This window comes from Streptomyces sp. NPDC002328 (assembly GCF_042890065.1).
In the GTDB taxonomy this organism is placed as follows: domain Bacteria; phylum Actinomycetota; class Actinomycetes; order Streptomycetales; family Streptomycetaceae; genus Streptomyces.
On sequence record NZ_JBIARQ010000018.1, the window covers coordinates 72,106 to 96,025 of the forward strand.

General features: G+C 73.6%; 23 protein-coding genes and 1 pseudogene. 13 read left to right on the plus strand and 11 right to left on the minus strand.

The window, feature by feature from the left end; all coding sequences use genetic code 11:
• Positions 1-63: 63 nt before the first annotated feature.
• Positions 64-792 carry a glycoside hydrolase family 75 protein gene (locus tag ACFYX4_RS32860; protein WP_389341023.1) on the minus strand — a complete coding sequence of 243 codons (729 nt, stop codon included), beginning with the start codon at positions 790-792 and terminating at the stop codon, positions 64-66.
• A gap of 239 nt (positions 793-1,031) precedes the next feature.
• Here ACFYX4_RS32860 and ACFYX4_RS32865 point away from each other — a divergent pair, with 239 nt between their 5' ends.
• Both ACFYX4_RS32865 and ACFYX4_RS32870 read left to right on the plus strand, forming a co-directional pair.
• Positions 1,032-2,006, plus strand: coding sequence for a fibronectin type III domain-containing protein (locus ACFYX4_RS32865; RefSeq protein WP_389341026.1), 975 nt, complete (start codon positions 1,032-1,034; stop codon positions 2,004-2,006).
• 172 nt (positions 2,007-2,178) lie between these two features.
• Entirely contained in the window at positions 2,179-2,718 is a 540-nt protein-coding gene (locus ACFYX4_RS32870; RefSeq protein WP_389341030.1) for a hypothetical protein, read from the plus strand.
• 61 nt (positions 2,719-2,779) lie between these two features.
• On the opposite strand, the gene ACFYX4_RS32875 is transcribed toward ACFYX4_RS32870, so the two are convergent.
• From ACFYX4_RS32875 to ACFYX4_RS32890, 4 genes are all read right to left on the minus strand, one after another.
• Positions 2,780-3,337, minus strand: coding sequence for a PadR family transcriptional regulator (locus ACFYX4_RS32875; RefSeq protein ID WP_389341033.1), 558 nt, complete (start codon positions 3,335-3,337; stop codon positions 2,780-2,782).
• A gap of 30 nt (positions 3,338-3,367) precedes the next feature.
• A complete protein-coding gene (locus ACFYX4_RS32880) occupies positions 3,368-5,383 on the minus strand; it encodes an FAD-dependent oxidoreductase (RefSeq protein WP_389341036.1) in 2,016 nt (671 codons plus the stop codon).
• A gap of 135 nt (positions 5,384-5,518) precedes the next feature.
• On the minus strand, positions 5,519-5,887 hold the full coding sequence (locus ACFYX4_RS32885) for a hypothetical protein (protein ID WP_389341039.1): 369 nt from the start codon (positions 5,885-5,887) through the stop codon (positions 5,519-5,521).
• A 100-nt stretch (positions 5,888-5,987) separates the two neighbouring features.
• Complete coding sequence (locus tag ACFYX4_RS32890) at positions 5,988-6,926, minus strand: hypothetical protein (RefSeq protein WP_389341042.1); 939 nt, start codon at positions 6,924-6,926, stop codon at positions 5,988-5,990.
• Positions 6,927-7,166: 240 nt separating this feature from the next.
• Here ACFYX4_RS32890 and ACFYX4_RS32895 point away from each other — a divergent pair, with 240 nt between their 5' ends.
• Complete coding sequence (locus ACFYX4_RS32895; RefSeq protein ID WP_389341045.1) at positions 7,167-9,230, plus strand: SpoIIE family protein phosphatase; 2,064 nt, start codon at positions 7,167-7,169, stop codon at positions 9,228-9,230.
• A gap of 21 nt (positions 9,231-9,251) precedes the next feature.
• Here ACFYX4_RS32895 and ACFYX4_RS32900 read toward each other — a convergent pair whose 3' ends face one another.
• A complete protein-coding gene (locus ACFYX4_RS32900; protein ID WP_389341048.1) occupies positions 9,252-10,067 on the minus strand; it encodes a putative protein N(5)-glutamine methyltransferase in 816 nt (271 codons plus the stop codon).
• A 224-nt stretch (positions 10,068-10,291) separates the two neighbouring features.
• Between ACFYX4_RS32900 and ACFYX4_RS32905 the strand changes: the two genes are divergently transcribed.
• Entirely contained in the window at positions 10,292-10,861 is a 570-nt protein-coding gene (locus ACFYX4_RS32905) for a MarR family winged helix-turn-helix transcriptional regulator (protein WP_389341051.1), read from the plus strand.
• A gap of 10 nt (positions 10,862-10,871) precedes the next feature.
• Here ACFYX4_RS32905 and ACFYX4_RS32910 read toward each other — a convergent pair whose 3' ends face one another.
• Together ACFYX4_RS32910 and ACFYX4_RS32915 are read right to left on the minus strand one after the other, a co-directional pair.
• Positions 10,872-11,588, minus strand: a complete 717-nt coding sequence (locus tag ACFYX4_RS32910) for a GNAT family N-acetyltransferase (protein ID WP_389341312.1) — start codon at positions 11,586-11,588, stop codon at positions 10,872-10,874.
• Positions 11,589-12,040: 452 nt separating this feature from the next.
• Entirely contained in the window at positions 12,041-12,979 is a 939-nt protein-coding gene (locus ACFYX4_RS32915) for an NADP-dependent oxidoreductase (RefSeq protein ID WP_389341054.1), read from the minus strand.
• Positions 12,980-13,188: 209 nt separating this feature from the next.
• On the opposite strand from ACFYX4_RS32915, the gene ACFYX4_RS32920 reads away from it, so the two are divergent.
• The 6 genes from ACFYX4_RS32920 to ACFYX4_RS32945 all read left to right on the plus strand — a co-directional run bounded on the left by ACFYX4_RS32920 (position 13,189) and on the right by ACFYX4_RS32945 (position 18,559).
• Entirely contained in the window at positions 13,189-13,794 is a 606-nt protein-coding gene (locus ACFYX4_RS32920) for a sulfite oxidase-like oxidoreductase (protein ID WP_389341057.1), read from the plus strand.
• The gene (locus ACFYX4_RS32925; RefSeq protein ID WP_389341060.1) at positions 13,787-14,548 is read left to right on the plus strand and encodes a ferredoxin reductase; all 762 of its coding nucleotides are present in this window, start codon (positions 13,787-13,789) and stop codon (positions 14,546-14,548) included. The genes ACFYX4_RS32920 and ACFYX4_RS32925 overlap by 8 nt, the downstream gene beginning before the upstream one ends.
• Before the next feature lie 91 nt (positions 14,549-14,639).
• On the plus strand, positions 14,640-15,224 hold the full coding sequence (locus ACFYX4_RS32930; protein ID WP_389341063.1) for a hypothetical protein: 585 nt from the start codon (positions 14,640-14,642) through the stop codon (positions 15,222-15,224).
• Positions 15,225-15,334: 110 nt separating this feature from the next.
• Positions 15,335-16,303, plus strand: coding sequence for an acetylxylan esterase (locus ACFYX4_RS32935; protein ID WP_389341066.1), 969 nt, complete (start codon positions 15,335-15,337; stop codon positions 16,301-16,303).
• A 112-nt stretch (positions 16,304-16,415) separates the two neighbouring features.
• Positions 16,416-17,591 carry a serine hydrolase domain-containing protein gene (locus ACFYX4_RS32940; RefSeq protein WP_389341069.1) on the plus strand — a complete coding sequence of 392 codons (1,176 nt, stop codon included), beginning with the start codon at positions 16,416-16,418 and terminating at the stop codon, positions 17,589-17,591.
• Between the two features lie 134 nt (positions 17,592-17,725).
• The gene (locus tag ACFYX4_RS32945) at positions 17,726-18,559 is read left to right on the plus strand and encodes an alpha/beta hydrolase (RefSeq protein ID WP_389341072.1); all 834 of its coding nucleotides are present in this window, start codon (positions 17,726-17,728) and stop codon (positions 18,557-18,559) included.
• A gap of 14 nt (positions 18,560-18,573) precedes the next feature.
• Here ACFYX4_RS32945 and ACFYX4_RS32950 read toward each other — a convergent pair whose 3' ends face one another.
• Positions 18,574-19,308 (minus strand): class I SAM-dependent methyltransferase, encoded by a 735-nt coding sequence (locus tag ACFYX4_RS32950; RefSeq protein ID WP_389341075.1) that lies wholly within the window; start codon positions 19,306-19,308, stop codon positions 18,574-18,576.
• Positions 19,309-19,318: 10 nt separating this feature from the next.
• On the minus strand, positions 19,319-19,891 hold the full coding sequence (locus ACFYX4_RS32955) for a PadR family transcriptional regulator (protein ID WP_389341078.1): 573 nt from the start codon (positions 19,889-19,891) through the stop codon (positions 19,319-19,321).
• 70 nt (positions 19,892-19,961) lie between these two features.
• On the opposite strand from ACFYX4_RS32955, the gene ACFYX4_RS32960 reads away from it, so the two are divergent.
• Positions 19,962-20,360 (plus strand): nuclear transport factor 2 family protein, encoded by a 399-nt coding sequence (locus ACFYX4_RS32960; protein ID WP_389341081.1) that lies wholly within the window; start codon positions 19,962-19,964, stop codon positions 20,358-20,360.
• Between the two features lie 32 nt (positions 20,361-20,392).
• Here ACFYX4_RS32960 and ACFYX4_RS32965 read toward each other — a convergent pair whose 3' ends face one another.
• On the minus strand, positions 20,393-21,301 hold the full coding sequence (locus tag ACFYX4_RS32965; protein WP_389341084.1) for a hypothetical protein: 909 nt from the start codon (positions 21,299-21,301) through the stop codon (positions 20,393-20,395).
• Between the two features lie 407 nt (positions 21,302-21,708).
• Here ACFYX4_RS32965 and rho point away from each other — a divergent pair, with 407 nt between their 5' ends.
• A complete protein-coding gene (gene rho / locus ACFYX4_RS32970; protein ID WP_389341087.1) occupies positions 21,709-22,851 on the plus strand; it encodes a transcription termination factor Rho in 1,143 nt (380 codons plus the stop codon).
• Positions 22,852-22,965: 114 nt separating this feature from the next.
• Positions 22,966-23,844, plus strand: a pseudogene (locus ACFYX4_RS32975) (D-alanyl-D-alanine carboxypeptidase family protein); the annotation flags it as partial.
• Positions 23,845-23,920 lie beyond the last annotated feature (76 nt).

Consider the following 23,920-nt stretch of genomic DNA (forward strand, 5'->3'; position numbering starts at 1 on the left):
GCGCGCTGTTGAGGGGCGAGCGGACGCAGGGTCTCGGCGTCGGTCTCGTCGCGGTCGCCCCGGTCACTCCCCCTCGCTCCGCCCCTCCGCCCCCTCGACGAACGCGCGCGCCAGCCGCTCCCCCACCTCGACGGCGGACGCGTGGCTCTCGATCGGGGTCGCCCGTGAGTCCTTGAAGACGATGTAGGTGACGCCGGACGCCACACCGCCGGTGCGCGGGTCGGGCGAGATGCCGAGCGCCTCGGCGGTGGCGTACGACGCCTCGCCGATGGTGTTGCTCGGGCCGACGTCGCCGACCACCGCGTACTGCACCCGGTCCTGGTGGACGACGGCCGCGACGGATCCTCCGGACACCCCGTGCGCGCGGTAGTCCCAGACGGCGCCGGCGGCGGGAACGACGATGAACGGCAGGGTCTCGGCGCTCAGATAGCGGCCGTCGGACTGCTGGTAGGCCGTGGTGGGCAGGAACGAGGGGTCGGTGGCGCTGTTGCAGCGGATGCCGGGGCGGCCGTCGCAGTCGATGTCCATGTCGGCCTTCCAGAACACCGCCCCGTCCGCACCGCAGACCGGGATCGTGGCGGCGGCGCCGGCGTCGCTGCGGTAGAGGCCGGCGGAGACGGGGGCGCAGTCGCGCACGTGGGCGAGCAGATCGGCGGCGGACACGGAGCCCTCGTACCGCCCGGCCGGCCTCCGGGGGACGTCGGAAGCCGGCCGGGCGGGGTCGGCGAGAGTGGCGGCCGGGGCCAGCAAGGCGAGGCCGGCCGCGGCCAGCGTCAGGGACGGGACGTGCACGTTGGGGGACCTTCGCGTGGGGGACGGGGGACGAACACCGAGCCCAATCTGAGGCCGACCGCACCTCCCGGCCATCCCGACACGCCCGTCCGGATCACGCGGCTCCCCGACACGCCGTCCGGATCGAGCGGCAACCCCGTCACCCCGTACGCATCGAGCGGCAACTATTGATGTGCTCACGCCGACGCGCCATATTGGTCCGGACCAATACAGCCGTCGGCCGGGCCGGGAGGCGAGTCGTGCGACGCGTCGTGCTGGGCGGGTGGGTGCTCGTGCTGTGCTGCGGGTGTGCGGGGGCGGGCGGTGGCGAGGGGCGTGCGCCGGGCGCGCCCACCGGGGTCACCGCGGAGGCCGGGAGCGCGACCAGCGTGCACGTGATGTGGAACGCCGTCTCCGCCGACCCGGCGGTCCGCGCGTACGAGGTCTACCGGGACGCCGTGAAGGTGGCCGAGGTGCCCGGCTCGACGCGCATGGCGGACGTCTCCCGCCTCGCGCCGTCGACGACGTACGTCTTCAGCGTGCGGGCCCGGGACGCCGAGGGACGGCTCGGACCGGCCGGCCGGGAGGTGCGGGCGACGACGCCGGCGGCGGTGGCGGCGGACCGCTCAGCCCCGGCCAGGCCCGGCGGCCTCGTCGGCCGGACCGTGGGGAGCCGCGCGGTCCAGCTGTCCTGGACGGCCTCCACCGACGACCGGGGGGTGGTGTCGTACGAGGTCCACCAGGGCGGCACGAAGATCCACAGCGTCGGCGGGAACCAGACGGCGACGGTCGTCACGGGGCTGCGGCCCGGCATGCGGTACTCCTTCACCGTCCGGGCGCGCGACGCGGCCGGCAACCTCTCCCCCGCCGGTCCGCCCGTGGTCCTCACCACCGCGCCGGGCGACGACGAGGGCCGGGACACCGCGCCCACCGGGTTCCGGGCCACGACCCGGCTCGCGGACGGGGCGTATCACCTGGACCTGTCCTGGACCGCGCCGCGCGTCGACGGCGTGGTCACGGAGTACGAGATCGAGCTCGACGGGAAGCCGGCCACCTCGCTGGTGTGGGGCGGGACGCCTCCGCGCGGCACGGCCGCCCACAGCCTCTACCTGGGGCGGGAGGCCGGGGTCGGTCACCGGGTGCGGCTGCGGGCGCGGCTGCCCGACGGGACCTGGGGCGCGTACTCGGCGGAGCGCACGGTGACGACCGGCGAGAACCGCGACACCGGTTCGTGACGGGGCGCACCCGGGGTGGGCCGTCCGGAGGATTCCGTCACCTGGCCGGGGGCCGCCGGGGTGCGCGCCGGGTCGGGGGCACGTTGGCTGCGTCTGAGGCAGCACGGGCGTACCCGATCCTCGGCGGCGCAAGGGATGTACCGCCAACCGTGCCGCCGCCGGAGGACATCCGATGCGCACTTCCCGCTTCCTCGTGCACGGCGGACTGACCGTGGCGGCCGCCGCCGCGCTCCCGCTCGCCGTGACCGTCCCACCCGCCGCCGCCCGTGTCTCGGGCATCTCCGTCAGCACGACCGGCTCCACGGTGTCCGTGGTGACCAGCGCGTGCACCCAGATCAACGGCAGCTGGGGCACCGCGGCGCTGCTCGGCAGCGGCCAGACGAGTTTCGCCCAGGGGCGCCAGGTGGCGCTGTCGGGCACCACCATCAGCCAGTCCGCCGCCTGGTCGGGCGTGAACCCGGGGACGTACACGGTCACCGTGGTGTGCGCCAGCGGCTCCACGGCGGGCACCCAGTCGGTGATCGTGTCCACCGCGTCCACCCCGACGATCTCCACCACGTCCTCGCCCTCGCGCGGCGTCATGGGCGGTACGGGCGGCACGGTACGGGACTTCGGCACGGTCACGCTGGTCGTGGGCGGCGCGCTGGTGGGCTCGGGCGTGATCGGCGCGGCCTGGTTCCTGCGCCGCCGCTCGAAGCCGTACCGGTTCTAGGCCGCCCGTACCCTCACACGTCGCCCGTACCTTCACAGGCCGCCCGTACCGGCCGTCGGCTCTACGGCGTGTGCTCCACCGGGCCCTGGATGTCCGGCAGTTGGTCCAGGGCCTCGGTGAGCCACTGGGTCCAGAAGGTCTCCAACTCGATGCCCGCGCGCAGGACCAGGTGCTGGAGCCTGACCTGCGCGCTGTCGTCGCCGGGCGGGAAGTCCCGCTTCTCGATCTCCTCGTACTCGGCCAACTGCCGTCGGTGCAGGTCGAGATGGCGGCGCAGGTCGGCTTCGAGGCCGGCGGTGCCGACGACGGCGGCGGCGCGCAGCCGCAGCAGCATGGCGTCGCGGTGCGGCTTGGGATCCTGCGCCGCGGCGGTCCACCGCGCCAGTTCGGCGCGGCCCGCGGGCAGGACCTCGTAGCTCTTGCGCTGCCCGCGGGCCGGCTGCTGCCCCGGCAGGGCGCGGATGTGGCCGTCGGCCTCCAGTTTTCCCAGCTCGCGGTAGATCTGCTGGTGCGTCGCCGACCAGAAGTAGCCGATCGACTTGTCGAAGCGGCGGGTCAGATCCAGCCCCGAAGAAGGCTTCTCCAGTAGGGCGGTGAGGATCGCGTGCGGGAGTGACATGGGGCCATCCTAGGGACGCGCCCGGCCGCTCTAGAGCGCCGCCGCCAGCTCGGTGCCCTGCTTGATCGCGCGCTTGGCGTCGAGCTCGGCCGCCACGTCGGCGCCGCCGATGAGGTGCGCGTTCACGCCGGCGGCGACCAGCTCCTCGTACAGGTCACGGCGGGGGTCCTGGCCGGTGCACAGCACGATGGTGTCGACCTCCAGGACGGTGCTCTCCTCGCCGACGGTGACATGGAGGCCGGCGTCGTCGATGCGGTCGTAGCGGACGCCGGGGACCATGGTGACGCCGCGGTGCTTGAGCTCGGCGCGGTGGATCCAGCCGGTGGTCTTGCCCAGGCCGGCGCCGACCTTGCTGGCCTTGCGCTGGAGGAGGTGGACCGTGCGGGGCGCGGTGGGCCGTTCGGGGGCGGCGAGGCCGCCGGGCGCCACGTAGTCCATGTCGACGCCCCAGTGGCGGAAGTAGGTCGCGGGGTCCTCGCTCGCCTTGTCGCCGCCGTCGGTGAGGAACTCCGCGACGTCGAAGCCGATGCCGCCGGCGCCGAGGATCGCGACGCGGTCGCCGACGGGCGCGCCGTCGCGCAGCACGTCCAGGTATCCGACGACGCTGGGGTGGTCGACGCCGGGGATCTCGGGGGTGCGGGGGGTGACGCCGGTGGCGACGACGACTTCCTCATAGTCCGTCAGATCGGCTGCGCCGACAGGGGTGTTGAGGCGTACGTCGACGCCGTGCGCGTCGAGCTGGTGGCGGAAGTAGCGTAGCGTCTCGTCGAACTCCTGCTTGCCGGGGACCCTGCGGGCCACGTTGAGCTGGCCGCCGATCCGGCTCGCCGCGTCGAACAGGGTGACCTCGTGGCCGCGTTGGGCCGCCGAGACCGCGCACGCCAGGCCCGCCGGGCCCGCGCCGACGACGGCGACGCGCTTGCGCCGTCGGGTCGGGGAGAGGATCAGCTCGGTCTCGTGGCAGGCGCGCGGGTTGACCAGGCAGGAGGTGATCTGCCCGCTGAACGTGTGGTCCAGGCAAGCCTGGTTGCAGCCGATGCAGGTGTTGATGGCCTCGGGGACGCCGGCGGCGGCCTTGTTGACGAAGTCGGGGTCGGCGAGCATCGGCCGGGCCATGGACACCATGTCGGCGCAGCCGTCGGCGAGCAACTGCTCGGCAAGTTCGGGGGTGTTGATGCGGTTGGTGGTGACGAGCGGGACCGACACCTCGCCCATGAGCCGCTGCGTCACCCAGGTGTAGGCGCCGCGCGGCACGGAGGTGGCGATGGTGGGGATACGGGCCTCGTGCCAGCCGATGCCGGTGTTGATGATGGTCGCGCCGGCGGCCTCGACGGCCTTGGCGAGGGTGACGACCTCCTCCAGCGTGGAGCCGCCGGGGACGAGGTCCAGCATGGACAGCCGGTAGACGACGATGAAGTCCTCGCCGACGGCCTCGCGGACCCGCCGGACGATCTCGACGGGGAAGCGCATGCGGTTCTCGTACGAGCCGCCCCAGCGGTCGGTGCGGCGGTTGGTCGGCGCGGCGATGAACTCGTTGATGAGGTAGCCCTCGGAGCCCATGATCTCGACGCCGTCGTAGCCGGCCCGTCGGGCGAGCCGGGCGGCGCGGGCGTAGTCGTCGATGGTGCGCTCGACGTCGGCGTCGGTCAGCTCGCGGGGCGGGAAGGGGCTGATCGGGGCCTGGAGGGGGCTCGGGGCGACGAGGTCGCGGTGGTAGGCGTAGCGGCCGAAGTGGAGGATCTGCATCGCGATGCGGCCGCCCTCGCGGTGCACGGCGTCGGTGATCTCCCGGTGCCGGTCGGCCTCGGCTTCGGTGGTGAGCTTCGCGCCGCCCTCGTAGGGGCGTCCCTCGTCGTTGGGGGCGATGCCGCCGGTGACGATCAGGCCCACTCCCCCGCGGGCGCGGGCGGCGTAGAACGCGGCCATGCGCTCGAAGCCGCGCTCGGCCTCCTCCAGGCCGACGTGCATCGAGCCCATCAGGACGCGGTTGGGCAGCGTGGTGAAGCCCAGGTCGAGCGGGCTGAGCAGGTGAGGGTAGCGACTCATGGCAGGCCTCCGTGCGCGGTGTCGTCCCCTCTGTTCTAGAGGACCGCGCACGGTTTATGCAACTAGTTGCACAATGAGGCCCGCATCATGTGCCGCAGGTCACCGGCGTACGGGTGGTCACCCGCCTCCGAGCGCTCACCTGCTTTCCAGCAGGACGTGCAGCTCGCGCTCCTGGTCCCCGGAGGCCGAGGACAGGTCGCGGACGCTGAACAGCGAGTCCAGCGTCGTACGGAGCCGCTCGATCGCCCAGTAACTGCCCTGCGCGTCGGCCTCGACCGACGAGGACAGCCGGGTCGGCACGGCGCAGTCCTGCGCGTCCGTGACCTCGAACGTGCCGAGCCAGACCATCGGGCGGGTCTCGTGGAGCTGCTCCGGGACGTCCTCGGCGCACCGGTCCGACTCGAAGCACGCGCACAGCGCGTCGAACACGACCCGGGCGTCCTCCTTGGTGCAGCCGCTGATCTCGACGGAGACGGACTCCTCGTGCAGTCGCTCACGATCCATCGTGGTCGCTCCTCTCATGACGGTGGCGCGGTAGCGCGAGTTCCCCGCCAACCGCGCCACATCCCAAGAAAAGCACCACTTTCGGGGCGCGGCCCCGTGGTCAGCCGCGGGTGAAGCGGTAGGTCTTGCTGTCGGTGAGCACGCAGAAGCCCGGCGAGAGGACGATCACGCGCAGGGTGCCGGTGCGGCGGTCCCAGTCGACGCCCTCCGTCTCGAACGAGCCCGAGCAGCCGCTGCGCAGAGGCAGCCGGCGCAGGGCGGTGACCCGGCCGGTCACGTCCGACGTGCCGTTCGGAGCCGCCGACAGGTCGATCTGGAGCAGCGGCTTGGTCATGCCGAAGAGGGTGCCCGCGGGATCGTCGGAGGAGCACAGCAGCGTGGTGGGGCCGGAGAAGTCGCAGCCCTGGACGTCGCGCACGGCGCGGTCGAGGCGGACGGTGGCCGCCTGCGGCAGGTTCGCCGAGGGCGAGGTGCTCGGGTTGACGCCGGGGGTCGGGAAGACGAGCAGCCGGGTCATGGTGCCCCACTCCCCCGCCAGCATCCACTGGCCGCCGGGCGCGACGGCCACCCAGGAGTTGTTCATGGCCTCGCCGGAGCTGAGCGTGTGCACGTACTCCGACCAGGCGCCGCCGGGGGCCTGCACGCGGAACATCTTCGCGCCGCCCGAGTCCCGCTGGTACGGCTCGATGTAGTGGCCGTCGTAGGAGGCGTCGGGGTCGCCGACGTGGTTCCAGCCACGCGTGCTCACGCCGATCGGGATGGTGCCGATGCCGGTGTAGCGGTTGGCGCTGTTCGCCGGGACCTCGACCGAGGTCAGGCCCTGGCTCTCGGTCAGCGGGTCGGCGCGGTCGGAGCCGACCTCGGTCCAGGTGTCGGCCGCCGCGGCGGGCGGGGCCGCGGAGAGGGCGGTGACCGTCGCGGTGGCCAGCGCGACGAAGGCGGCGCGGGCCACGCGGGCGGCACGGGCGGCACGGGCGGCACGGGCGGCACGGGCGGCACGGGCCGGGTGACGGCGTCTCCGGGCGGGGCGCAGGGGCATGGGTCTCCTCGATGGGGGGGTGGGTGCGCACTCGGCGGACAGTCTGGCCACAATCCGTGGTCATGTACAGACCAATCCGATGGACGGGTGCGGACGGTGAGGAGAACGGCGGGCGGGGCCGTACGGGAGGAGCATGGGAGACGGCGCCCGAGGCGTGGGAGAAATCGGTCGTGCGCGGTAGAACAGGGGAGTCGGCACGGGGGCGGCGTGCCGCGTGAACGAGCGGAGGCGGTGCGTGGCATGAGTGCAGCCGGAGCGGCGGCGCCCGAGGGCGGCGGCGGTCCCACCGGACCCAGCGGTCTCCTGGACGTGATCAACGTGGCGTCGGTGGTGCTCGACACCCAGGGCCACATCGTGCTGTGGAGCCCGCAGGCCGAAGATCTGTTCGGCTACCCGGCGCGGGAGGCGCTGGGGCGGTACGCCGCGCACGTCATGGTCCACGAACGCCACGTCGATCTCGTCGTGAAGCTGTTCTCCGACGTCATGGAGACCGGCCAGAGCTGGGCCGGGGCGTTCCCCGTCCGGCGCAAGGACGGCACCACGCTGCTGGTGGAGTTCCGCAACATGCGGCTCGTCGACGACGAGGGCGACGTCTACGCACTCGGTCTCGCCGCCGACCAGACGACGGTGCGCCGGCTGGAACGGGATGTGGCGCTCTCCACCCGGATGGTCACCCAGTCGCCCATCGGGCTCGCCGTGCTGGACACCGCACTGCGGTTCGTGTCGGTCAACCCCGCCCTGGAACGGATCAACGGCGTCCCTTCCGAGGACCACCTCGGCCGGACCGCCCGCGAGGTGCTCCCGCTGCTCGACGCCGACGGCGTGGAGGAGGCGGCGCGCCGGGTGCTGCGCACCGGGGTGCCGATCGTCGACCGCTCCACGGTCGGGCGCACTCCGGCCGACCCCGGGGAGGACCACGCCTGGTCGGTGTCGCTGTACCGCCTGGAGGACACCCGGGGCACCGTGCTGGGCGTCGCCGTGTCGGTCGTGGACGTCACCGAGCAGTACCGGGCGGGCGTGGAGGCGGAGACGGCGCGCCGGCGGCTGGCCCTGATCGCCGACGCCTCGGCACGTATCGGCACCACCCTCGACCTGGAGCGGACGGCCTGTGAACTGGCCGAGGTGGCGGTGCCGGAGCTGGCCGACATCGCCGCCGTGGACCTGCTCGACGCGGTGGTCGCGGGCCGGCGCAGCGGTCTGGGGCCCGCCGAGCCGGCCCTGATCCGCGTCCTGGCCGTGCGGGCCGCCGACGAGCCGGACACGCCGTGCGAGGGCGCTCCGCCCGGCCGGGTCGCCCGCTACGCGCCCGACCGGCTCGTCACGGAGTGTGTGCGCACGGGCCGCCCCGTGATGGTGGCCCAGGTCGAGGACGAGGACCTGGCGCGCATCGCTGAATCGCCGGAGGCGGCCGACGCGCTGGCCCGCGCCGGAGTGCACTCCTATCTCGCCGTGCCGCTGATCGCGCGCGGCGAGGTGCTGGGCGCGCTCGACCTCAAACGGACCCGCAACCCGGTGCCGTTCGGCCGGGACGACCTGCTGCTCGCCCGGGAGCTGGCCGCCCGCGCGGCCGTGCAGATCGACAACGCGCGCTGGTACCAGAACGCCCGCACCACGGCGCTCACCCTCCAGCGCAGCCTGCTGCCCAGCCACCCGCCGGTGACCGGCGGCCTGGAGGTCGCCTCCCGCTACCAGCCGGCCGGGGCCACCACCGAGGTGGGCGGCGACTGGTTCGACGTCATCCCGCTGGAGGGCGGCAAGACGGCGCTCGTCGTCGGCGACGTGATGGGCAGCGGCATCGACGCCGCCGCCACGATGGGCCGGCTGCGCACCGCGACGACCACCCTGGCGTCGCTCGACCTCGAACCCTCGGTGCTGCTGGAACACCTCGACCGCATCACCTCGGGCCTGGACCACTCCATCGCGACCTGTGTGTACGCCGTCCACGACCCCGGACTCGGACGGTGCCGGATCGCCAACGCCGGGCATCTGCCGCCCGCGCGCGTACGGCCCGGCAGCGCACCGGAGTTGCTCGACCTGCCCACCGGAGCGCCGCTGGGCGTGGGCGGGGTGGAGTTCTCCACCACCGACGTCGACTTCACACCCGGCGACCAACTCGTCTTCTACACGGACGGGTTGGTCGAGACGCGCCGGCACTCGCTCGACGAGCGCCTGGACGCGATGCTCGCCCTGCTCGACGGCCCGGTACGTCCGCTGGAGGCGCTGTGCGACCATCTGCTGCGCGCGCTGCACCATCCGGACAACCATGACGACGTGGCCCTGCTGGTGGCACGGGCCCTGGAGTGATCCGCGGCCGGTCGGGCGAGGTCAGGGGTTCCTGGTGCCTGCCACCACGTGGGCGTACAGCTCCTCGTCGACGGCCGGCCGGGTGGTCAGTCCGCCTTGGGTGAACGCCTCTATGGCCGCGGGCGCTTGGCGCTCGCTGGTCTCGACGAGGAGGCAGCCGCCCGGCGCGAGCCAGTCCCGTGCCCCGGCGGCGACCCGGCGCAGCACGTCGAGTCCGTCGGCGCCGCCGTCGAGGGCGGACAGCGGTTCGTGGTCGCGTGCCTCCGCGGGCAGCAGGGAGACCTCGCCGGTGGGGACGTAGGGCACGTTGGCGGCCAGGACGTCCACCCGGCCGCGCAGTTGGGCGGGCAGCGCCTCGAACAGGTCGCCCTCGTGGACCTGTCCGCCGTGCGCGGCGAGGTTACGGCGGGCGCAGCGCACCGCCGCCGGGTCCAAGTCCGCGGCGTGCAGCTCGACTTGGCCCAGCGCGGCGGCGAGGGCCACGCCGACCGCGCCGGTGCCGCAGCACAGGTCGACGACGACGCGGGCCCGCGGGGCCTGGGCGAGGGCCTCGGCGACGAGGAACTCGGTGCGGCGGCGGGGCACGAAGACACCCGGCTCGACGACGACCCGACGGCCGTAGAACTCCGCCCAGCCGACGACGACTTCGAGGGGGTGGCCGGCGGCCCGGCGCTCCACCATTGCGGTGAGCTCGTCCGGGGTGCGGGCGGCGGCGAGGATCAACTCCGCCTCGTCCTCTGCGAATACGCACCCGGCGGCGCGCAGGGCGGCGACGACGGCGTCACGGGACAGGGCAACGGAAGGAGACGGGGACGACGTGCGGGGAACTGGGGCCATGGAAGCCGAGAGCCTTTCGGGGAGCCGAAGGGTGCTCTCGCGGTCGCCTACCGGCGGCGGTCCGCGCCGTCCTGAGGTGAGAGCACCCGACCTGACACAGCGGTAATGGGTCTCACCTCCTCGGTCGTTCGGGGCCGGGAACCTCCGCGGCCGACGGTCACCCTACCCGAACCTCCGCTCGGACGAGCCGTTCGGGGGGCGACCTGAAGTTGTACCGTACAACTATGAGTGCGAGGGAGGACGAGGGAGGTCCGGGGCCGGTGGAGACGACGGAGGCCGTGGAGACGATCCAGCGTGAGATGACGGTGTTCGCGCGGCGCGCCCGTGCGGCGGCGGGGCGGCTGCACCCCGAGTTGTCGCTGGTGTCGTACACGCTGCTCGGCCATCTGGAGGAGTTGGAGGAGCGGGACCGGGGTGGGGAGGAAGGCGGGCGCGGGGAGGGCGGCGGCTGCCGGGCCACCGACCTCGCCGCGCACTACGCGCTGGACAAGTCCACCGTCAGCCGCCAGGTCTCCGCGCTGGAGCGGGCCGCCCTGATCGAACGCCGTCAGGCTCCGGACGACCACCGCGTCATGCTGCTCCGACTCACCGACGCCGGCCGGCGCATCCTCGCCCAGGTCACCGGGAGCCGCCGCACCGCGTTCCGGGAGCGGCTGGCGGGGTGGCCGGCGGAGGATCTGGAGCGGTTCGCGGAGTATCTCGCCCGGTACAACGCGGTGGCGACGGCACCGGATTGGCCGCCGCCCTCGCCCCCGTCCCCGCCCTCGCCCCCGTCCGGCGCTTCTGCCGAGTGAACGTCGGCCGTCACGCCACCGGCGTCGCCTCCCGCTCCGGCACCCGTGCCGCCAGGAACGCGGTCCTGCGGCGCAGACGGAAGCCCAGGGACTCGTAGAGGCGGATCGCGTTGACGTTGGCGGCGCTGGTGTGGAGGAACGGGGTCTCGCCGCGTTCCCTGATGCCGTGGGCGACGGCGAGGATCAGCCGGGTGGCGAGGCCCTCGCCGCGGACGGCGGGGTCGGTGCAGACCGCGCTGATCTCGGTCCAGCCCGGCGGGTGGAGCCGCTCCCCCGCCATGGCGACGAGGGCGCCGCCGCGGCGGATGCCGAGGTAGGTGCCGAGTTCGATGGTCCGCTGCTCGAAGGGGCCGGGCTGGGTGCGGGCGACAAGGTCGAGCATCTCAGGTACGTCGGCGGGGCCGAGGCGGACCGCTTCCGCGTCGGGTGCGGCGGCGAGCCCGTCGTCGACGAACTGCACGCCCTCGACGCGCTGGGTGATCTCCCAGCCGGCCGGGACCTGACCCCGGAAGCCGGGCAGCGGGACCTCGGCCCCGGGCCCGGCGAGCGCGGCGAGGTCCGCCCAGTCGTCGGCGTCCGGCTCTTCGGGCAGGGCCAGCCAGGGCGACACGTCGACGGGGTACCGCAGCACCCGCCCCCGCCCCTCGGCGAACCGAGCGTGCGGCCCGGTGAGGGAGGCGAGCGCGGGGTTGTCGAGAACGTGCGCGTCACCGACAGCGCGCGGGATACCGAGAGCTCGCGCATCGCCCGCAGCGTGCGGGTTACCCAGAGCTTGCGCATCGCCGTGAGCTTTCGCGCTGCCGGGAGCGTGCGCGTCGCCGAGAAGGGGTGCGCCGTCCGGAAGGCGCACATTGTCGAGTGAGCGCGCGTTGTCGAGAGGGCGCGGAGAGCCGCCGCCCCCGACCGCCGCGCGGCGCACGGCGCCACCCGCGAGCACGGGCCCGGCATCGACGCCGACCCCGGCACCGGCCCCGACCGCCGAGCCCCCATCGCCCGCCACCCCGGACCGGGCCTCGGGCGCGACGATCCCGGCCCCTCCGTCAGCCCCGCCCCCGGCCACGACCCCGCGCCCAGCCGCAGACTCCTCGCCGACCACGACACCTCCAGCCACAGCACCGGCACCGGCCTCGTCAGCCGACCCAGGACCCGCCCAGACCCCCTGCTCGTTCTCCCCGTAACTCATATCCCCACCCCGCTCTCGATCTCGATCACGACCTTGCCCAGGGCGTGGCCGTTCTCCACCTCTCGTAGGGCCTCGGCTGCCTGTGTGAGGGGGTAGGTGCGGGTGACGTGGGGGGCGAGGGCGCCCTTGGCCACGAGGTCGGCCACCGCTCGTAGGACCGCCGCGTCGCGGGCGCGGACGACCCGGGCACCGCCTAGGCGTTCGACCTCCTCGGCCGGGGCGCCGGCGGTGATCAGCTTGGTGCGGTCGGTCACCAGGGCCGCCGCCTCCCGGAGGACCTCGCCGCCGACGAGGTCGTAGACGCCGTCGACGCCGTCCGGGGCGGCCGTCCGGGCGCGCTCGGCCCAGCCGGGGCCGGAGGGGACGTGCACGACGCCGAACGATTCGAGGAGTTCCCGCTTGCCCTCGCTCGCGACGCCGACGACGCGCAGCCCGGCGGCACGGGCGATCTGCGCCACCGCCACCCCGACCCCGCCGCCCGCACCGGTGACCAGCAGCGTCGCCCCGGCGGGCAGGCCGATCTGGCGGACGCCGTCGTAGGCGGTCGCGGCGGCCACCGGCAGGGTCGCCGCGTCCACGAAGGTCACGCCGGCCGGCTTGTGCGCGGTGATGCCGGCCGCCAGCAGGGCGTACTCGGCGTAGCCGCCGGCGACGGCGGTGCCGAACACCTCGTCGCCGGGCGCGAAGCCGATGACGCCCTCGCCGGTCGCCTCGACGACGCCGGCGACCTCGTTGCCCAGCACGGAGGGGAAGACGCGCTCACCGCTCTCGCCGGGCCGCACGTAGCCCGTGCGCTGTTTCCAGTCGACGGGGTTGACGCCCGCCGCCCGCACGGCGACGAGCACCTCGCCGGGGCCGGGCACAGGCCGGTCGACGTCGACGAACGCCTCGGTCTCCGGGCCGCCGTACCGCGTGAAGACGTACGCCTTCGGCATTGCTCCCACTCTCCTTCGCTGCCACCGGACCGCCGGCCACCGCTGGTTCCGGAACGACACGTGCAAGGGAGATCGCCGGGCCGCTATTCCCACCTCTCGGGAGTGTTCATACGGGCTTAACGATCGAGCGGGCGGCCTCCCGCGCGGACGCGGTCGGCCGGCCCGTACGGTTGACGGTGCAACCACCCGTCACCTCACGCTGGACCCATATGAACGTCACCCGAGGCTTCGCCGGACGCCCGCGCGTCCACAATCCGGGGCTGCCGCCCGGCCAGTACGACGCGGGCGAGGACTGGCCCGTGCTGTCCGCCGAGGTCACGCCCGACCTCGCGCCCGCCGACTGGACCTTCCGGATCGACGGGCTGGTGGACGAGCCCCGCGACTGGAACTGGGAGCAGGCGCACGAACTGCCCGCCTCCGCCTACGCGGGCGACATCCACTGTGTGACCGGCTGGTCCAAGTTCGGGGTCCGGTTCGGGGGCGTGTCGCTGGACGCCTTCCTGGACGCCGTCCGGCCGCAGGCGAAGGCGACGCACGCCGTGGCCTACTCGCACACCGGCTACACCGCCGACCTGCCGCTCGCGGACCTGACCGGCGGCCGGGCGTGGATCGCCTTCACCTACGGCGGCGAGCCGCTCGCCCCGGAGCACGGCGGCCCGGCGCGGCTGCTCGTGCCTCACCTGTACTTCTGGAAGAGCGCCAAGTGGGTCGCCGGCCTGCGGCTGCTCGACCATGACGAGCCCGGGTTCTGGGAGCAGAACGGCTACCACGCGCGCGGCAACCCCTGGAAGGAGCAGCGGTACTCCGGTGACTGAGACCTTCGCTCCCCCGACCCGGTTCGCCGTGCCGGGCCGTATCGCCGTGAGCGGCCGGGCGGCGGCGGTGTGGCAGACGGCGACGCTCACCGGGATCCGCCGCGAGACGCCGTACGCGTCCACGTTCCGGTTCGCGGTGCCCGACTGGTCGGGGCATCTGCCGGGCCAGCACCTGGCGCTGCGGCTCAGGGCCGGCGACGGGTACACCGCCCAGCGGCACTACTCGATCGCCTCCGCCCCCGACGACTCGGGGCACATCGAGCTGACCTTGGACCATGTGATCGGCGGCGAGGTCTCCGGCTGGTTCCACACCGTCGCCGAGCCCGGTGACGTGGTCGAGGTGCGCGGCCCGCTCAGCGGCTTCTTCGCCTGGCCCGGCGACCGGCCCGCGCTGCTGATCGGCGCGGGCTCCGGGGTCGTACCGCTGATGTCGATGGTGCGCCACCGCCGGGCCCGGGGGCTGTCGGTGCCGCTGCGGCTGCTGGTGTCCGCCCGCAGCCCCGAGGAGCTGATCTACGCGGACGAGTACGGCGCGGAGACCACGCCCGTGTTCACGCGCAGCGCGCCGGAGGGCGGGCCGGTGGGCCGGCTCTCCGCCGCTCACCTGGCGCCCCTGCTCGCCGGGGAGTCGGCGCCGGCGGGCGGCTGGGAGGCTTACGTGTGCGGCTCCAACGGGTTCGCCGAGCACGCGTCGCGGCTGCTGGTCGCGGCGGGAGTGCCGGTGGACCGGATCCGGGTCGAGCGGTTCGGCTGAACGGTCGAAGCCGTCAGCGGTGAGCGATCTTCGCGTGACTGGGTATCTCCTTTTTGTGGGCACTCGTCCGCGTGACGGCGAGGAGGTCGACATGCGAACCGGGGTGCGCGGCTGGCGCTGGCGGAAGAACCCGCTGCGACGCCGGTCGGACGTGGTGGAGGCCTGGACGGCGCTGGTCGTCGCCGTCCTGCTGCTGGTCGCCGCGCCCCTGGCCGGGGCGTTCGTCGGCCGGTGGGCGCACGACGACGCACGGGCGGAGGCCGCCGAGCAGCGGGCCGCACGGCAGCTGGTGCGGGCGCAGGTGGTGAGCCGGCCGCCCGAGACGCTGCCGACGGCGGAGGGCGTCCGGGAGCACGCCTACCGGGTGAAGGTGCGCTGGACGGAGCCCGGTGAGGGCGCGCGGACGGCCACGGCGCGGGTGCCGGCCGGCACGGAGCGCGGGGACACCGTCGACGTGTGGTTCGACGCGCGGGGGCGCAGCGTCGCCCCGCCGCCGGACGGCGCGACGGTGTGGCAGCACACCCTCACGCTGGGCGTGTGCACGGCGGGCGGCGCTGCCGCGACGGTGCTGCTCGGGCACGCCGTCGTCCGCCGGGTGGCGCTGCACCGCCGGCTGGACGAGTGGGGCCGGGAGTGGGCGCGCACGGGTCCCGAGTGGAGCAGGCGCAGCGCCTGAGGGGCGGCCGGTGGCGGCGGGGGCGTCGCCGGACAACGGTCTGGCCAGCGGTCCCGCACGCACGTACGGTGTGATCATTCGTTCGGCCACTTAACAAAAGGCGGTTGTTCATGCCCCTGTTCGACCTGTCCCTGGAGGAGCTGCACGAGTACCGCAGCGCGTCCGCCGAGCCGCAGGACTTCGACGCGTTCTGGTCGAAGACCCTCCAGGAGGCCCGCGAGCACGACCTGGACGTCCGTTTCGAGCCGGTCGACACGGGGCTGTCCACGGTCTCGGTGCACGACGTCACGTTCGCGGGGTTCGGCGGTCACCCGGTCAAGGGCTGGCTGACGCTGCCGGCGGGCGCGGCGGAACCGCTGCCGCTGGTCGTGGAGTTCGTCGGCTACGGCGGGGGGCGCGGTCTGCCGCACCAGCACCTGCTGTGGGCGTCGACGGGGCGGGCGCACTTCATCATGGACACCCGCGGACAGGGCAGCGCGTGGGGCGGCGGGGGCGGCACCGCCGACCCGGTGGGCGGCGCGCCGTCGTACCCGGGGTTCATGACCCGTGGCGTGGACGCGCCCGAACACTACTACTACCGCCGGGTGTTCACGGACGCGGTGCGCGCCGTGGAGGCGGCCCGTTCGCATCCGCTGGCCGACCCGACGCGAACGACGGTGCTCGGCGCGAGCCAGGGCGGCGGCATCTCGATCGCGGTGGGCGCCCTGGTGCCGGACCTGGCGGCGGTCGCGCCAGACGTGCCGTTCCTGTGCGACTTCCCGCGCGCGACGACGCTGACGGACCGTCACCCGTACCGTGAGATAGGCCTGTTCCTCAAGACGCACCGGGGCCGCACGCAGGACGTGCTGCGGACCCTGTCGTACTTCGACGGCGTCCACTTCGCCGCCCGCGCCTCGACGCCCGCCCTCTTCTCGGCGGCGTTGGAGGACCAGACGTGCCCGCCGTCGACGGTGTTCGCCGCGTTCAACGCGTGGGCGCACGAGGACAAGGCGATCGAGGTGTACGACTTCAACGACCATGAGGGCGGCGGCCCTTACCAGGAGGCGGCGAAGCTGCGCTGGCTGCGGTCGTACGCCTGAGACGCCCCCGGGGGCCTTCGCCGCCCTTCCGTGCTGTCCGACCAGTCGGTATGTTCGGGGTGCCCGGGCCGCGGCGTCGCGGTCCGGGGTTCCGGCGGATCACGGAGGGCCCATGTCCGAGCAGGTGCCGCAGGTGCACGGCCATTGCGACGAGCGGTTCACGGCGGTACGCGCCGCGTTCGAGGAGAACTTCCGCGAACGCGACGAACTGGGGGCCGCGGTGAGCGTCTTCGTCGACGGGACGCCCGTGGTGGACCTGTGGGGCGGCTGGGCCGACGCGGCGCGCACGCGCGCGTGGGAGCGGGACACGCTGGTCAACGTGTGGTCGACGTCGAAGGGGCCGACGGCGCTGTGCGCGCACATCCTCGCCGACCGGGGGCTGCTCGACCTGGACGCGCCGGTGGCGGCGTACTGGCCCGAGTTCGCCGCGGCGGGCAAGGAGGGGGTCCTCGTGCGGCATCTGCTGTCCCATCGCGCGGGGCTTTCGGGGTTGCGCGAGCCGCACACGCTGGAGCAGCTGTACGACTGGGAGCTGACCGTGGCCCGTCTCGCGGCGACCGAGCCGTGGTGGGAGCCGGGCACCCGGTCCGGCTATCACGCCCTGACGTACGGCTTCCTGGTCGGGGAGGTCGTGCGGCGGGTGTCGGGGCTGCTGCCGGGCGCGTTCCTGGAGCGGGAGGTGACGGGGCCGCTCGGCATCGACTTCACGATCGGGCTGCCGGAGAAGGAGGCCGGCCGGGCCGCCGAGCTGGTGCATCCGCCTGCCGCCACGAGCAGTGAACAGGCCGCCGTCTTCAGCCAGTTGGCGCCCGCGGCGCTCGCCGCCCTGACGAACCCCATGGCGGGCGCCCGGGAGGCGAACACGCCGCAGTGGCGGGCCGCCGAGATCCCGGCGGCGAACGGTCATGGCACCGCGCGGGCCGTCGCCGCGCTCTACGGCGTGTTCGCCGGCCGGGGCACGCACGACGGCCGCCGGGTGCTGTCCCCGGACGCCGCCGAGCGGGTCCGCGAGGGGCAGGGCGGCTGCCGGGACCTGGTGCTGGGCGCCGGCTTCGCGCACGAGACGGAGATCGGGCTCGGGCTGTGGCTCAGCGGGCCGAACGGCTCGTACGGGCCCAATCCGCGGGCGTTCGGGCACGACGGCTTCGGCGGCTCCTGCGGCCTCGCCGACCCGGACGCCGGGACGTCCGGGGTCTCGATGGGCTACGTCATGAACCGCATGGGCCCGCACATCGCGGACGACCCGCGCAAGACGGCGCTGGTGGCCGCGGTGTACAGCGCGCTGTGAGGGGACGGCCGACTGTGCGCTGTGAGGGGGCGCCCGGCCGTGCGCTGTGACGGGGAGCCCGGCCGTGCACTGTGAGTCGATCGCCGTGCACTCTCGGTCGGTCCGCGCGCCGCGTCCGCTGCCAGCATCGGGCCATGACCACGCATGACATACAGCAGATTGAGGCCGCCAACGCCACCGACCGGATCCCGGTCGTCTTCGTGCACGGACTGTGGCTGCTGCCGAGCAGTTGGGACCGCTGGGCGGCCCACTTCGAGCAGGCCGGGTACGCACCGGTCCAGCTGTCCTGGCCGGACGACCCGGAGACGGTGGAGGAGGCCAACGAGCACCCCGAGGTCTTCGCGGGCAAGACGGTCGGCCAGGTGGCCGACCACCTCCAGGCGCTCATCGCCACGCTCGCGCGCAAGCCGGTGCTCGTCGGACACTCCTTCGGCGGGCTGCTCGCCCAGATCCTGGCCGGACGCGGACTGTCCGCCGCGTCGGTCGCGATCGACCCCGCGCCGTTCCGGGGCGTGCTGCCGCTGCCCGTCTCCTCGCTGCGCGCGGCGGCGCCCGTGCTGACCAACCCCGCAAACCGGCACCGGGCCGTCCCGCTCACCTTCGACCAGTTCCGCTACTCCTTCGCCAACGCGGTGAGCGCCGAGGAGGCGAAGGAGCTGTACGAGACCTTCGCGGTGCCCGCGCCGGGCGCTCCGCTGTTCCAGGCGGCGACGGCGAACCTCAACCCGTGGACGGAGGCGAAGGTCGACACGGAGAACCCGGACCGCGGCCCGCTGCTGATCATCTCGGGCGAGAAGGACCACACGGTGCCGTGGGCGCTGTCCCACGCCTCCTTCAAGCGGCAGCAGCACAACCCGGGGGTCACCGAGATCGTGGAGATCAAGGACCGCGGGCACGCGCTGACCATCGACCACGGCTGGCAGGAGGTCGCGGACACCGCCCTGTCGTTCGTACGGCGCTTCTGCTGAGCCGCGGAGTCGCCTCAGCCCGCCCGGCGCGCCTCGACCAGCCGCACGCGTGGACTTCCGTCGCCCCTCGTCCCGAACTCGGGCAGGGCGCGGAGGTCCACGCGGAACCCGGCGCGCTCCAATTCCCTTCGCACCTCGCTCAGTCGGAACGCCCGGTAGTACATGACGAACGGCGGCCGCCACACGGCGTTGCGCGCCCGCATCACGGCGTCGAAGCCGAGGAGCATCCAGAAGGCCCGGGAGGTCGCGCGGGGCGGGGCGACGACGGGGAACGCGAAGCGGCCGCCGGGCCGCAGCACACCGTGCACCTGCCGGAAGAGGCCGGGCAGTTCACGGGGCAGGAAGTGCCCGAACGCACCGAAGCTGACGACGAGGTCGAAGGCGGCGGTGAAGGGCAGCGCGCGGGCGTCCGCACGCACCCAGGACACCCGCGCCGATGCCGTCGGTTGCGGCTTCACCCGCTCGCGGGCCACGTCGAGCATGCCCGCGCTGAAGTCGACGCCGGTGACGCTGCGCCGGCACACCGACGTCAGGACGTCGACGCCCGCGCCCGTGCCGCAGCACAGGTCCAGGCCGTCGTCGTGGGGTCCGGTGCGGCGCAGGGCCGAACTCACCGCGGCCAGCACGGAGTCGGGCGTGCGGAAGGGCGTGTGGTCGAACTTCGGCGCGAGCAGGTCGTAGCCGTGCTCGACGGACGACAGTGCCTGGACGGCGAGTTCGCGCAGCGTGGGGCCTTCGGGGCTGAACATCGGCGTCAGCCTATCCGCGCCGGGTGAGCGGGGCACGGCGCTTCAGCAGGGTGAGGACGCGCTCGCACCAGCGCAGGTTCTCCTCCTCGAAGGCGATGCCGGCCATCAACGTCAGGTAGGGGCCGATCCGCTCGGCCTCGGCCAGGTGGACGTCCTCGGTGCGCCCGTCCAGCAGGCGTTCGCGGACGCGCTCGTAGCGGGCGAGTTTGCCGCGCGCCCAGGACATGCGCTCCTCGATCTGCGCGCGGGTCGCCTCGGGGTCCGCGCCGTCCATCGCCTGGATCTTGATGAGGAGTTCGTCGCGGATGGCGGTGGGGCGGCGGGGCGGGGCGGCGGCGAAGGCGCGCAGGTCCGCGCGGCCGGTCTCGGTGAGCGTGAACATCCGCTTGTTCGGCCGGCGTTCCTGCTCCACGACCCGCGCCGCGATCAGGCCGTCCTGCGCGAGGCGCTCCAGCTCGCGGTAGAGCTGCTGCGGAGTCGCGGGCCAGAAGTTCGCGAGGGAGACGTCGAAGACCTTGGACAGCTCGTAGCCCGAGGCCTCGCCCTCCAGGAGGGCGGCCAGGACGGCGTACTTGAGGGACATGTGGACAGCGTACGGGCCGGTGATTACTCTCTTCAGCACCTATTCAATAAATTGACTATGAGGTGATCCGATGCGCGCCTTCCGTGAGGCGGTCGAGGCCGGCGATATCGACGCGGTGGAGGCCCTGCTGGCCGAGGACGTGGTGTTCACCAGTCCCGTCGTCTTCAAGTCGTACCCGGGCAAGGCGATCACCACGGCGATCCTGCGGGCCGTGTCGCAGGTCTTCGAGGACTTCCGGTACGAGAAGGAGCTGGCCGGGGCGGACGGCCGGGACAGCGCCCTGGTGTTCGCGGCGCGGGTCGGCGACCGGGAGCTGAGCGGCTGCGACTTCATCCACGTCGACGAGAACGGCCTCATCGACGAACTGACCGTGATGGTGCGGCCGTTGTCGGGCGCGCAGGCGCTGGCCGCGGCGATGGGCGCGCGGTTCGACGAGATCCTGAAGGAGGCCGAGGCGCGGACCGTGTGAACTGCCGCGCGCCTCACGGCGATCAGAGCGCGTCAGCCGCCGAGTTCCTCCAGGGTGGCCCTGGTGTCCGTCTTGAGCCAGCCGACCACCTCGTCGAGCTCAGGCGGGTCCTTGTCCTCGTCGTACGAGGAGAGGTAGATGCTGTAACTCATCTCGTACGTCACCCAGCCGTCCCGGACGGCGAGGGTGGCGTCCATCGAGCCGCTGGAGGAGCTGCCGGTGGTGTCCTTGCTGACGAGGTAGGCCTCGTCACCGATGCCGGTGACGCTGTCCACGTCGTAACCGGTGCGGCCCTCCGCGTAGTTCTTCCAGCGGGCGGTGAACTCGGGCCCCGGGTCGGTCTTCTTGTGCAGCTCCAGCCGGATGGAGAGGTAGGCGTCCGTGTACGTGGAGCCGGACTTCTTGAGGCTGACGCTGCAATAGCTGTCGTCGAGGGCCGGGTCCTCCAGCTCGTTGTGGGTCGGGGTGCCGGCGTCTCCGGTGTACTCCGCCTCGAACGACGAGTAGTCGGCGCCGGTGCAGAGGTTCGCGGGCGCGGTGTAGCCCCGCAGGACCGGCTCGTCCTGGTCGCCCCACAGGAGGAACACCCCCGCCGCCCAGGCCGCGGAGGCGACGACCGCGCCGACGACGGCCCACAGGACCGCCCGCCCGGCGCCGCCCCGCCCACCGCCGGAGGGCGGGGCGGGCGCGGGACCGTAGGGGTTCTGCTGAAGGTAGGGATTGCCCGGCTGCGGCTGCGGCTGCGAGGGCAGACCGGCCAGCGTCGGCTGGTGATAGAAGCCCGGCTGACCCGGCTGAGCGCCGGGGGCGGGAGCGGGCTGAGGCTGCCCCGCCGCCGCGCCCGGTCCCGGCGACTGCGGATGCGGGTACGCGCTCGGCTGCGCGGGCGCGTCGGACGGCTGTTCCGGCTGCTGCGGAGGCTGCGGCGGCGACGTGGACATGACGTGACGATACCCATCGATGGCGGTCAAGTCCCTTGTCGTCACGGATCGTTATGGTCTGGGGACATCTGCCGAGGAACCAGTGATCACCGTTCCGCTCGCCGCGGTCACGAGCCCTGTGCTACGCTGATGCTGGCATTCGTGTAAGTCGTCTCTTCGACGCCGATGCCGGTCTCACTCTCTCTCGCCGGTTCCGCCGCCGTTTCCCGGCCGGTCGGAGCGTCGGCTTTCTCGCACCAACTCCTCGTGAGCAGGCTCTTGTGCCCTGCCCGAGGCGGGCGTTCTCGCCGTCGGAGGCGTGGGGGCATCACCCCTCCCCTCGCGGCTTCTCCCCCCTTCTCTTCCTTCTCTTCGCTCTTCGCATGCCTCATGCCTCATGCCTCCCGTCCTCGAAAGGACCCCGCACCATGACCACCACACTCGAACACCCCCCTGTCCGCAGCCAGTCCCCGGTCCAGCTCGTCAGCGGCGTCCTCGACATCGACGGGCACGGGAAGGGGCACCTGCGCGGCGAAGACCTCCTGCCCTCCCCCGCCGACCTCCCGGTCCCGCCCGCGCTGATCCGCCGACTGGGCCTGCGCAAGGGCGACTTCGTCGAGGGGACGCGGAACGACTCGCGTACGCTCACCGACGTCGCACGGATCAACGGCCGTACGCCGCAAGAGACGCGCGACCGCCGGAAGTTCGCCGACCTCACCCCGCTGCACCCGCACGAGCGGCTGCGTCTCGAGCACCCGGCGGCGGGGCTCGCCGGGCGGGTCGCCGACCTGATCGCCCCCGTCGGGAAGGGCCAGCGCGGGCTGATCGTCGCGCCGCCCAAGACCGGCAAGACCGTGCTGCTCCAGCAGCTCGCCGCCGCCGTGGCCGGCAACCACCCCGAGGCACGGCTGATGGTGGTGCTGCTTGACGAGCGTCCCGAGGAGGTCACCGACATGCGGCGCTCCGTGCGCGGCGAGGTCCACGCCTCCACGTTCGACCGGACCCCCAAGCAGCACATCGCCCTTGCCGAACTGGTCGTCGAGCGGGCCAAGCGGCTCGTCGAGGCCGGTGAGGACGTCGTGATCCTGCTCGACTCGCTGACCCGGCTGTGCCGGGCCCACAACAACGCGGCCGGCGCCGGGGGCCGCACCCTCAGCGGCGGTGTCGACGCGACCGCGCTCATCGGCCCCAAGCGTTTCTTCGGCGCGGCGCGGGCCGCCGAGGAGGGCGGCTCGCTCACGATCCTCGCCACCGCCCTGGTGGAAACCGGCTCCCGCGCCGACGACTTCTACTTCGAGGAGCTGAAGAGCACCGGCAACATGGAGCTCCGCCTCGACCGCGAACCGGCCTCCCGCCGCCTCTTCCCCGCCGTCGACGTCGACGGATCCGGCACCCGCCGGGAGGAACTCCTCTTCCCTCAGGGCGAGTTGACCGCCGTGCGCGGTCTGCGCCGGGCCCTGCGGACGCGGGACGGCCACGCGAACCTGGAGACGCTCCTCCAGCGGATGCGCGAGACCCCGGACAACGCGACGTTCCTGCGCCGCATCCAGCCCACGCTGCCCACGGGCTGACCTCGCGGACGGCCGCCCCTCCCGGACGGGCGGACGTGCGGCATCCGGGTGCTCCGCGCCGATGTCCGGCACGGGCAGCGCCGGGAACCACGGCGGAGTTCCTAATTTGATCGTATGACGATCGGATTCTCCTCTCGGGCTGTCGCGCAGACGTGCGCGATCTGTGTGGCGAGCGTGCTGGCCCTCGGACCCACCTCCGTCGCCGGCCCCGCCGAGCGCGCCGCCGTCGCCTCCCCCGCCGAGCCGGACCCCGCCGAGCCGGACCCCGCTCCGCGCGGCGGAGCGCGGGCCACCGCGCCGCGGCCGTCCCTGCTGTACCGCTCCGGCACGCAGGTCAGGCCCCGCCCCGGAGCGCCGGAGGTGCCCGACGTCTCCGCGCTGTCCTGGGTGGTGGCCGACGCCCGCTCCGGCGATGTGCTCGCCGCGTCGAACGCGCACCGCAGGCTGCCGCCCGCCAGCACCCTCAAGACCCTGTTCGCGCTCACCGTGCTGCCCGTCCTGCCCGGCGGGATCCGGCACCGGGTCACCGAGGAGGAACTCGCCGGGATCGGGGCCGGCAGCAGTCTCGTGGGCGTCGCCGAGGGGCGGACGTACTCGGTGGCCGACCTCTGGCGCGGGGTGTTCCTCAGCTCCGGCAACGACGCCGTGCACGTCCTGGCCGCGCTCAACGGCGGCTGGCGCACCACGGCCGCCCTGATGCAGGCCAAGGCGCGGTCGCTGGGCGCCCTGGACACGCACGTGGTGTCGCCCGACGGGTACGACGCGCCCGGCCAGGTGTCCTCGGCGTACGACCTGGCGGTGTTCGGGCGGGCGGGGCTGCGCAACGCCGACTTCGCGCGCCACTGCGCCACCGTGCAGGCGCGGTTCCCCGGGCGCGACGGCTGGCGGTTCAGGATCGTCAACACCAACCGGCTGCTGAGCGGCGAGGACGGCGTCGAGCCGTACCAGGGGCTGATCGGCGTCAAGAACGGCTACACCACCGAGGCCGGGCACACGCTCGTCGCCGCCGCCCGCCGCGGCGGGCGCACCCTCGTGGTGACGGTGATGAACCCTCAGTCGGGCGGCGCCT

What these genes read in the sequence shown, in the direction of transcription:
- ACFYX4_RS32870 (WP_389341030.1), top strand. Translation starts at nt 2,179, where the DNA reads ATGCGCACTTCCCGCTTCCTCGTGCACGGCGGACTGACCGTGGCGGCC.
- ACFYX4_RS32875 (WP_389341033.1), bottom strand. Translation starts at nt 3,337, where the DNA reads ATGTCACTCCCGCACGCGATCCTCACCGCCCTACTGGAGAAGCCTTCT.
- ACFYX4_RS32880 (WP_389341036.1), bottom strand. Translation starts at nt 5,383, where the DNA reads ATGAGTCGCTACCCTCACCTGCTCAGCCCGCTCGACCTGGGCTTCACC.
- ACFYX4_RS32885 (WP_389341039.1), bottom strand. Translation starts at nt 5,887, where the DNA reads ATGGATCGTGAGCGACTGCACGAGGAGTCCGTCTCCGTCGAGATCAGC.
- ACFYX4_RS32890 (WP_389341042.1), bottom strand. Translation starts at nt 6,926, where the DNA reads ATGCCCCTGCGCCCCGCCCGGAGACGCCGTCACCCGGCCCGTGCCGCC.
- ACFYX4_RS32895 (WP_389341045.1), top strand. Translation starts at nt 7,167, where the DNA reads ATGAGTGCAGCCGGAGCGGCGGCGCCCGAGGGCGGCGGCGGTCCCACC.
- ACFYX4_RS32900 (WP_389341048.1), bottom strand. Translation starts at nt 10,067, where the DNA reads ATGGCCCCAGTTCCCCGCACGTCGTCCCCGTCTCCTTCCGTTGCCCTG.
- ACFYX4_RS32905 (WP_389341051.1), top strand. Translation starts at nt 10,292, where the DNA reads ATGAGTGCGAGGGAGGACGAGGGAGGTCCGGGGCCGGTGGAGACGACG.
- ACFYX4_RS32915 (WP_389341054.1), bottom strand. Translation starts at nt 12,979, where the DNA reads ATGCCGAAGGCGTACGTCTTCACGCGGTACGGCGGCCCGGAGACCGAG.
- ACFYX4_RS32920 (WP_389341057.1), top strand. Translation starts at nt 13,189, where the DNA reads ATGAACGTCACCCGAGGCTTCGCCGGACGCCCGCGCGTCCACAATCCG.
- ACFYX4_RS32930 (WP_389341063.1), top strand. Translation starts at nt 14,640, where the DNA reads ATGCGAACCGGGGTGCGCGGCTGGCGCTGGCGGAAGAACCCGCTGCGA.
- ACFYX4_RS32935 (WP_389341066.1), top strand. Translation starts at nt 15,335, where the DNA reads ATGCCCCTGTTCGACCTGTCCCTGGAGGAGCTGCACGAGTACCGCAGC.
- ACFYX4_RS32940 (WP_389341069.1), top strand. Translation starts at nt 16,416, where the DNA reads ATGTCCGAGCAGGTGCCGCAGGTGCACGGCCATTGCGACGAGCGGTTC.
- ACFYX4_RS32945 (WP_389341072.1), top strand. Translation starts at nt 17,726, where the DNA reads ATGACCACGCATGACATACAGCAGATTGAGGCCGCCAACGCCACCGAC.
- ACFYX4_RS32950 (WP_389341075.1), bottom strand. Translation starts at nt 19,308, where the DNA reads ATGTTCAGCCCCGAAGGCCCCACGCTGCGCGAACTCGCCGTCCAGGCA.
- ACFYX4_RS32955 (WP_389341078.1), bottom strand. Translation starts at nt 19,891, where the DNA reads ATGTCCCTCAAGTACGCCGTCCTGGCCGCCCTCCTGGAGGGCGAGGCC.
- ACFYX4_RS32960 (WP_389341081.1), top strand. Translation starts at nt 19,962, where the DNA reads ATGCGCGCCTTCCGTGAGGCGGTCGAGGCCGGCGATATCGACGCGGTG.
- ACFYX4_RS32965 (WP_389341084.1), bottom strand. Translation starts at nt 21,301, where the DNA reads ATGTCCACGTCGCCGCCGCAGCCTCCGCAGCAGCCGGAACAGCCGTCC.
- rho (WP_389341087.1), top strand. Translation starts at nt 21,709, where the DNA reads ATGACCACCACACTCGAACACCCCCCTGTCCGCAGCCAGTCCCCGGTC.